Below are 8,673 nucleotides of genomic sequence, written 5' to 3'. Positions count from 1 at the left end.
TTTGCCTGGCGGCTGTAGCGCGGTGGTCCCACCTGACCCCATGCCGAACTCAGAAGTGAAACGCCGTAGCGCCGATGGTAGTGTGGGGTCTCCCCATGCGAGAGTAGGGAACTGCCAGGCATCAAATTTAGTGTGCTGATATGGCTCAGTTGGTAGAGCGCACCCTTGGTAAGGGTGAGGTCCCCAGTTCGACTCTGGGTATCAGCACCAGTTTTTCGGTTTAAGTTCGGCACTTAGAAAAGAATTTGTCTGGCGGCTGTAGCGCGGTGGTCCCACCTGACCCCATGCCGAACTCAGAAGTGAAACGCCGTAGCGCCGATGGTAGTGTGGGGTCTCCCCATGCGAGAGTAGGGAACTGCCAGACATCAAATAAGCAAAAAGGCCATCCGTCAGGATGGCCTTTTTGCGTTTATAAGCGAAAAAATCCAGAACGGTATCCGCCATATCTATTTAATGAATAACCTGCGACAAAAAGGCGCGTGTGCGTTCAGATTTTGGATGAGCAAAAAACTCGTCCGGTGGCGCCTGTTCAACAATCTCACCAAGATCCATAAAGATCACCCGGTCGGCCACTGTGCGGGCAAAGCCCATTTCATGGGTAACACATAACATGGTCATGCCCGATTGCGCCAGACCTATCATGGTATCCAGCACTTCTTTTACCATTTCAGGATCCAATGCTGATGTGGGTTCATCAAACAACATGATTTTGGGTTTCATGCACAGCGAGCGTGCAATGGCCACGCGCTGTTGCTGCCCACCAGAGATTTGTCCGGGATATTTATGCGCATGTTCAGCAATGCGAACTCGCTCAAGGTAGTGCATTGCCAGAGTTTCCGCCTCTTTTTTCGGCATTTTTTGCACCCATACAGGTGCCAGCGTGCAGTTCTGCAGAACCGTTAAATGGGGAAAGAGATTAAAGTGCTGAAAGACCATGCCGACTTCTTGCCTGACGCGCTCAATATTTCGGATGTCCTCATTGAGTTCAATTCCATCCACCACAATACGTCCTTGCTGATGCTCTTCCAGGTGGTTAATACAGCGGATGGTTGTCGATTTACCTGAGCCGGAAGGCCCGCACAATACGATACGTTCTCCCTGCTTTACCTTCAGGTTGATGTTTTTCAGGACGTGAAATTGTCCGTACCATTTGTTGACGTTTTCCAGCGTAATCATCGCGTCGGTAGACGGCATTAATAATTGGCTCATAAATTCCTCAGTGCGGTGTACGCCCGGTGTTAAAACGTTTTTCCAGATGTTGGCTGTAACGTGACATGCTGAAACAGAAGATCCAGTAAATCAGAGCGGCAAAAACATATCCTTCCGTCGACATACCCAACCACGCGGGGTCCACAGTTGCCTGCTGCACGCTGCTGAAGAGATCAAACAGACCGATAATGATGACCAGGCTGGTATCCTTGAACAGAGCGATAATTGTGTTAACCAGACCGGGAATAACCAGCTTAAGGGCTTGCGGAAGAATGACCAGCCCTTGTGTTTTCCAGTACCCTAGCGCCAGTGATTCAGCGGCTTCATACTGACCTTTTGGCAGGGCTTGTAGTCCTCCGCGAACCACTTCTGCGACATAAGCCGACTGGAAAAGAATAACGCCGACCAGCGCCCGGATAAGTTTGTCGATACTGGTTCCTTCGGACATAAACAGAGGGAGCATAACTGAGGACATAAACAGGACGGTTATCAACGGCACACCGCGCCAGAACTCAATGAAAATGACAGATAAAATCCGCACTATTGGCATATGGGAACGACGCCCCAGTGCCAATAAAATACCCCACGGAAGCGCGCCCGCAATCCCTACGGATGCGATGATAAGTGTCAGTGTTAATCCTCCCCACTGTCGGGTTTCTACGCGCTCAAGTCCGAAAAAACCACCGTACATCAACCACCAGACCACCACCGGATACACAATGGCCCAGACGGTAATATAGCGGCCACGATGGGGGATAAATTTCCAGAACATGGGGATGATAGAAACCAGGCCAATTATCAAGGCCAGATTTACGCGCCAGCGCTGATCGTGGGGATAAAGTCCATACATGAATTGCCCAAAGCGTTCATGAATGAACACCCAGCAGGCTCCGGCTTTGGTACAGTCTGCTCGGGTCGAACCGACCCAGTTGGCCTGAAAGAATACCCAGTTCAGCAGTGGTGGAAGAAATGACCAAATCAGCCATACGCATAGCAGCGTGAGCAGGCTATTTGACCAGCTGGAGAACAGGTTTTTACGCACCCAGAGTAGACTGCGGCCAGCCGGGTTACTGCTCTGGCGCGAGGGGGGAGACAGCAGTGCTTTTGTCATCATGGCTCCTTAGCGCTCAATCAGTGCGATACGGCGGTTATAAATATTCATCAGCAGAGAAATGCTCAGGCTGATGATTAGGTACACCGACATGGTGATGGCGATAGTTTCAATGGCTTGCCCTGTTTGGTTGAGCACCGTACCGGCAAACAGTGAAACCATATCCGGGTAGCCAATGGCGGCCGCAAGGGAGGAGTTTTTGACGATGTTCAGATACTGGCTGGTCAATGGGGGAATGATGACGCGCAGCGCCTGTGGGATGATTACCTGGCGCAGCGTTACTGGATTTGGTAGGCCCAGTGAGCGTGCGGCTTCATGTTGGCCATAAGGAACAGCCTGAATTCCCGCCCGAATAATTTCTGCAATAAACGCCGAGGTATACACGGAAAGCGCCAGGGTCAGGGCAGCCAGTTCGGGAATAAGCACCATACCTCCACGGAAGTTAAAACCGCGAAGCGCGGGGATGTCCCAGTGAAGCGCCGCGCCAAACAGCCACTGTGAAATCACCGGTAAAAGCACGATCAGCGCCAAAGCCGTTGGCCAGGTCCGGCGTAACTGACCTGTTTTAGTCTGGTGCATTCTGTTGTAGCGAAATAGCCCGATGGCGACGGCGATAGCGATAATGACAGCGATACATAACGCAAAAAAACCTTCTCCCATTTGCGGTGCCGGAATATACAATCCCCGGTTACTCAGAAACAGTAAATCCAACGCGTTAATGGCCTGACGTGGGCCGGGCAGGTTACGTAATACGGCGAAATACCAGAAAAAGATCTGCAGCAGCGGCGGTATATTGCGGAACGTTTCGATGTAGATCGTTGAGAGCTTTCGCAATAACCAGTTATCTGAAAGGCGTGCTAGGCCGAGAAAGAAACCGAGAACAGAAGCGAAAACAATACACAACGCAGAGACTAATAGCGTATTGAGCAGACCGACTACAAAGACACGGCCATACGTATCGCCTTGCTCGTAATCAATAAGATGCTGGACAATACCAAATCCGGCGCTGCGATCGAGAAAAGAGAATCCCGAGGTAATACCGCTATTGTTCAGGTTATTTATTGTGTTATGAATGAGATAGACCGCAATGCTGATGACTGCAATGACGGTAAGTATTTGAAATAACCAGGCGCGGACCGCAGGGTTAGAAAAGGATAACGATCCTTTTACGGTTGAGCGGCGATGGAACATAAGAAAACCTCGGTAACGATGACCCTGGACTGAGCGCCGCAGTCGCGGCGCCCGTTACATCACTACGCATTAGCGCACCGGTGGTGCATATTGAATGCCGCCGTTATTCCAGAGATTGTTCTGTCCACGTTTGATCTTCAGTGGACTTTCCGATCCAACGTTACGCTCAAAGATCTCCGAGTAGTTACCTACCTGCTTGATTATGTTGTAAGCCCACTTGTTATCAAGCTTCAGGTCCTTACCATAATCCCCTTCCTTGCCTAACAGGTGCGCCATATCCGGCGTAGCAGGATTAGCCGCTTTTTCATCGACGTTTTTCGAGTTAACCCCCATTTCTTCCGCATTCAGCATGGCGAACAGCGTCCAGCGAACAATGGAGAACCACTCATCGTCGCCACGACGTACGACAGGTCCCAGCGGTTCTTTAGAAATAACTTCTGGCAGGACAATCCACTCCGCAGGATTACTCAGCTTGATTCGCAGGGCGTACAGCTGAGACTGGTCGGAAGCTAGCGTATCGCAGCGCCCAGATTCGAGAGCTTTAGCGGATTCATCCGAGCGGTCGAAAGTGACGGGGGTGTACTTCATATTGTTGGCTTTAAAATAGTCGGCCACGTTCAGTTCGGTATCAGTTCCTGCCTGGATACAAACCGTTGCGCCATCCAGCTCTTTAGCACTCTTCAGACCTGCTTTATTGTGGGTAAGAAAACCAATGCCGTCGTAATACGTTACGCCAGTGAAAGACATTCCCATTCCTGCATCGCGAGAGGAGGTCCAGGTAGTATTACGAGAAAGCATGTCAACTTCACCCGATTGTAGCGCGGTGAAACGTTCCTTGGCGGTAAGCGGGGTATATTTTACTTTGCTATCATCGCCAAATACGGCGGAGGCAACGCCACGACATACGTCGACATCAATACCTGAAAACTTACCGCTTGCATCGGCGTAAGAAAAGCCAGGCAACCCGTCACTGATCCCACACTGCACAAAACCTTTTTTCTTTACTGCATCCAGTGTTGCGCCGGCATGTGCCTGATTTGCAACCGCAAGCAGCACGCCGGCCGCAGCCAGGCTGGCTATTATCATCTTTTTCATAGAGCATCCTGTGTGGAGGAATTATTGTTATGGAAACGTTCTGAAAACGTCTTTTACCTGTCTGTGGCTTTGGCCATACTCTTTTAAGCAAAGGTAGTGCCAGGTTTTTGCGCACGATTATTCGACGCAATATGCAGAGTGTAGACAGGAAAAAATAAATGCAGCGCCCTGAAGTGGTGCAAAATTGAAACGTAAGCCACATTTCGGCGCAAAAAATTCAAAAATCAGACTGGACGCGTGATAACGATTTCGTGCGTTAATATTGATCACGTGAGAATAATGGAAAGAAAACGTGGTGTTACTAAGAAAAGGAAAAATGCTAATTTCAAATCGTGGAGATGTGAGAGAAATCTATAATAATTTTATTATACGTTAGGTGCTTTATACCAACGCTTTGTCTTATATATATTTTATTTTTATAACTAAAAGCGCGGTAACAACCGCGCTTTTAAGAGGAATTATTTGGTTAAGGCAACGATCCCTAACGTCAGTCCGGCAACGGCTGCGGCACCACCGGCGATGGCTCCGGCGGTTTCCCAGTTATCCTGCGTGGTGCCTTTCATACATGTATTGGTATGAACCAGGCGTCCCTGATCGTCGTATACAGGTACGCAAGGAGAATCGTGTGCACAGCCGGCCAGAAATGCGGTTAGCAATGCAACGGAGATTAATCTTTTCATGGTGTTACCTCAAAAATAAGCGTTTCGCTAATCGGGCAAAGACAAACGCTAAGCCATCTGCGAACCTGGAGGCTATTTTACCACTTCTTAAAAAAATACTGACATGAGGAATAATCTCAATTCATGTGGATTGTAAAAATAATGAATAAAAAGAAAGGCGACGGGCGAATTTTCAGGAAAGATTAAAAAGAAATTAATGGCTATCTTATTAATAAATAAAGAGGGACACCATCGATGAAAAAGGCGTCCGAAGACGCCTTTTTTTACAAATTAGTCGTTGTGTCGACTAAAACGCCGTCTGACGACAACAAAGAAGACAGGGACGAAGAAGATTGCCAACAACGTCGCGGTCAACATTCCCCCCATTACGCCCGTACCGACCGCATTCTGCGCGCCGCTACCCGCTCCGTGGCTGATAACCAGAGGCATAACCCCCAGAATAAACGCCAGAGATGTCATCAGGATTGGACGAAGACGCATGCGCGACGCCTCCAGAGTGGCTTCTATCAACCCTTTACCCTCTTTATCCATCAGGTCTTTGGCAAATTCGACGATCAGGATGGCGTTTTTAGCCGAGAGGCCAATAGTGGTTAGCAGACCGACCTGGAAGTAGACGTCGTTATTCATCCCACGCAGCGATGCAGCTAACAATGCGCCTACCACGCCGAGTGGTACAACCAGCATGACGGAGAAGGGAATTGACCAGCTCTCATACAATGCGGCCAGGCAAAGGAAGACGACGATTAGCGAGATGGCATAAAGTGCAGGCGCCTGGTTACCCGACAGTCGTTCCTGATAAGACATACCTGTCCAGTCATGACCAATACCGTTTGGCAGCTTTTCTGCGAGGCTTTCCATTAATGCCATTGCTTCTCCCGTACTTCGACCAGGCGCGGCTTCCCCCAGTATTTCCATCGATGGCATACCGTTGTAACGCTCCAGGCGCGGTGAGCCGTAAACCCAATGCGATGCGCTGAACGCAGAGAACGGAACCATTTCGCCATTGGCACTGCGGATATACAGATTACTGATGTCCGTTGGCAGCATGCGGTATTTAGCATCCGCCTGAACGTAAACTTTTTTCACACGACCGCGGTCAATAAAGTCATTGACGTAATAGCCGCCCAACGATGCAGAGATCGTCTCGTTAATGTCCGACAGCGAAACGCCCAGTGCTTGTGCTTTCTCCTGATCGACATCCAGTTTGAATTGAGGGGTATCTTCCAGGCCGTTCGGGCGTACGCGGACTAACAAATCTGGGTGTTTAGCCACCATACCCAGCAGTTGGTTACGTGCTTGCGTTAACGCCGTATGTCCCAAACCGCCTTGATCGATCAGCTCGAAATCGAAGCCGGTTGCGGTACCCAATTCAACTATCGCTGGCATGTTGAAGGGGAAGACCAGGCCATCGCGAATCCGGCTGAAGGCGTAAGTGGCGCGTGCAATGACAGCTTCAGCGCTGTTTTCTTCTCCACTACGCTCATCCCAGGGCTTGAGGCTGACGAACGCCAGACCGGAGTTTTGCCCCTGGCCGCTGAAGCTAAAGCCGTTAACCGTGAAGACGCTTTCGACGTTAGCTTTCTCATTGTTCAGATAATACTGAGTAACCTGATCCAGCACTTTCTGGGTGCGCTCTTGTGTTGCGCCCGCCGGGAGCTGAATCATGGTCATAAATACGCCCTGATCTTCTTCCGGCAGGAAGGAAGTCGGTAGACGCATAAACAGCACTGCCATTCCGATCACGATGATCAGGTAGACAACCAGGTAACGCCCGGTTTTACGCACAATACCGCTGACGCTATTGGTGTAGTGGTTGACGCTGTTATCGAATTTGGCATTAAACCAGCCAAAGAAACCGCTTTTTTTCTCGTGATGTTCAGCCAATACCGGCTTCAGCAGCGTTGCGCAAAGCGCGGGAGTCAGGATCAGCGCGACCAATACAGAAAGCGCCATGGCGGAAACAATGGTGATGGAGAACTGCCGGTAGATAGCACCTGTCGACCCACCAAAAAAGGCCATTGGGATAAAAACCGCAGACAGCACCATGGCGATACCGACCAGTGCTCCCTGAATTTGTGACATAGATTTTTCCGTCGCCTCTTTAGGCGGCAGATTATCTTCCATCATCACACGTTCGACGTTTTCCACCACCACTATTGCATCATCGACCAATAGACCGATGGCGAGCACCATCCCGAACATCGTCAGGGTGTTTATCGAGTAGCCAAACGCGGCAAGTACGGCGAATGTGCCTAATAATACGACGGGTACAGCGATGGTTGGAATGAGCGTTGCCCGGATGTTCTGCAGGAACAAATACATGACCAGGAACACCAGCACGATCGCCTCAAACAGCGTTTTTACCACTTCGTGGATGGAGATAGTCACAAATGGCGTGGTGTCGTACGGATAGACCACCTTCATTCCCTGCGGGAAGAACGGTTGTAACTCAGCCAGTTTGGCTTTGATTGCGTTAGCGGTATCCAGCGCGTTTGCCCCGGTAGCCAATTTAATACCGAGACCGGATGCAGGCTTACCGTTAATACGCGCAACGACGTTGTAGTTCTCACCACCCAGTTCGATCCGCGCGACGTCTTTCAGATGAACTACCGAACCATCGCTGTTCACGCGTAAAGTGACTTTGCCGAACTCTTCAGGGTCTTTCAGTCGCGTTTGCGCAATGATAGAAGCGTTAAGCTGCTGGTTAGGTAATGCAGGCGTCCCCCCTAACTGACCCGCGGCAATTTGATCGTTCTGGACCTTTAACTGATTGATCACATCAACCGGCGTAAGCTGGTACTTGTTCAACAAGTTCGCATCCAGCCAAATACGCATAGCGTACTGCGCGCCAAACAGTTGTACGTCGCCTACGCCATTCAGACGACTGATTGAGTCTTTAACGTTTGAGGCGACGTAGTCGGAAATATCATCCTGCGTGGTTTGCGGGTTATCAGAAACAAACCCCGCGACCATTAAAAAGCTGCTGCTGGATTTCTCAACGCCGATCCCCTGCTGCTGGACTTCCTGCGGCAGTAACGGTGTGGCGAGCTGCAATTTGTTTTGCACCTGAACCTGGGCGATATCGGGGTCGGTACCGGACTGGAAAGTCAGTGTGATGGTCACACTCCCGGCGGAATCGCTGGTGGAGGACATATACATCAGGTTATCGATACCGTTCATATTCTGTTCGATAACCTGCGTAACAGTATCTTGCACCGTCTGTGCATCCGCGCCTGGATAGGTTGCGGTGATTGCGACCGCAGGAGGTGCAATGGTCGGGTACTGCGCTACGGGAAGCTGCATGATTGCCAGAGCTCCCGCCATCATCAGAATGATGGCCAGTACCCAGGCAAAAATAGGACGCCTGATAAAGAAGTTAGCCATATC

General features: G+C 50.2%; 6 protein-coding genes, 1 tRNA gene and 2 rRNA genes. 3 read left to right on the top strand and 6 right to left on the bottom strand.

All coding sequences use genetic code 11. The annotated features are described in order from the left end of the window. Positions 1-4 precede the first annotated feature (4 nt). The 3 genes from rrf (ACU8YC_RS18960) (at position 5) to rrf (ACU8YC_RS18950) (ending at position 364) form a co-directional block, all read left to right on the top strand. Positions 5-120 (top strand): 5S ribosomal RNA (gene rrf / locus ACU8YC_RS18960). A gap of 14 nt (positions 121-134) precedes the next feature. Continuing rightward, positions 135-210 (top strand) — tRNA-Thr (locus ACU8YC_RS18955). A gap of 38 nt (positions 211-248) precedes the next feature. Beyond that, positions 249-364, top strand: a 5S ribosomal RNA gene (gene rrf, locus ACU8YC_RS18950). Between the two features lie 86 nt (positions 365-450). On the opposite strand, the gene ACU8YC_RS18945 is transcribed toward rrf (ACU8YC_RS18950), so the two are convergent. The 6 genes from ACU8YC_RS18945 to ACU8YC_RS18920 all read right to left on the bottom strand — a co-directional run bounded on the left by ACU8YC_RS18945 (position 451) and on the right by ACU8YC_RS18920 (position 8,670). Beyond that, positions 451-1,209: an amino acid ABC transporter ATP-binding protein gene (locus tag ACU8YC_RS18945; protein WP_151217906.1), complete on the bottom strand. Its 759-nt coding sequence runs from the start codon at positions 1,207-1,209 to the stop codon at positions 451-453. Between the two features lie 7 nt (positions 1,210-1,216). Next, positions 1,217-2,320 carry an amino acid ABC transporter permease gene (locus tag ACU8YC_RS18940; protein ID WP_187260090.1) on the bottom strand — a complete coding sequence of 368 codons (1,104 nt, stop codon included), beginning with the start codon at positions 2,318-2,320 and terminating at the stop codon, positions 1,217-1,219. A 9-nt stretch (positions 2,321-2,329) separates the two neighbouring features. Next, complete coding sequence (locus ACU8YC_RS18935) at positions 2,330-3,511, bottom strand: amino acid ABC transporter permease (protein WP_151217905.1); 1,182 nt, start codon at positions 3,509-3,511, stop codon at positions 2,330-2,332. Positions 3,512-3,580: 69 nt separating this feature from the next. Then, the gene (locus ACU8YC_RS18930) at positions 3,581-4,606 is read right to left on the bottom strand and encodes an amino acid ABC transporter substrate-binding protein (RefSeq protein WP_003025295.1); all 1,026 of its coding nucleotides are present in this window, start codon (positions 4,604-4,606) and stop codon (positions 3,581-3,583) included. 458 nt (positions 4,607-5,064) lie between these two features. Then, on the bottom strand, positions 5,065-5,286 hold the full coding sequence (locus ACU8YC_RS18925; RefSeq protein ID WP_003025292.1) for a lipoprotein: 222 nt from the start codon (positions 5,284-5,286) through the stop codon (positions 5,065-5,067). Between the two features lie 270 nt (positions 5,287-5,556). Next, the gene (locus ACU8YC_RS18920; protein WP_151217904.1) at positions 5,557-8,670 is read right to left on the bottom strand and encodes an efflux RND transporter permease subunit; all 3,114 of its coding nucleotides are present in this window, start codon (positions 8,668-8,670) and stop codon (positions 5,557-5,559) included. Between the last annotated feature and the right edge of the window lie 3 nt (positions 8,671-8,673).

Source organism: Citrobacter sp. VF227, assembly GCF_052950715.1.
This window is presented reverse-complemented; position numbering and strand designations above follow the sequence as displayed.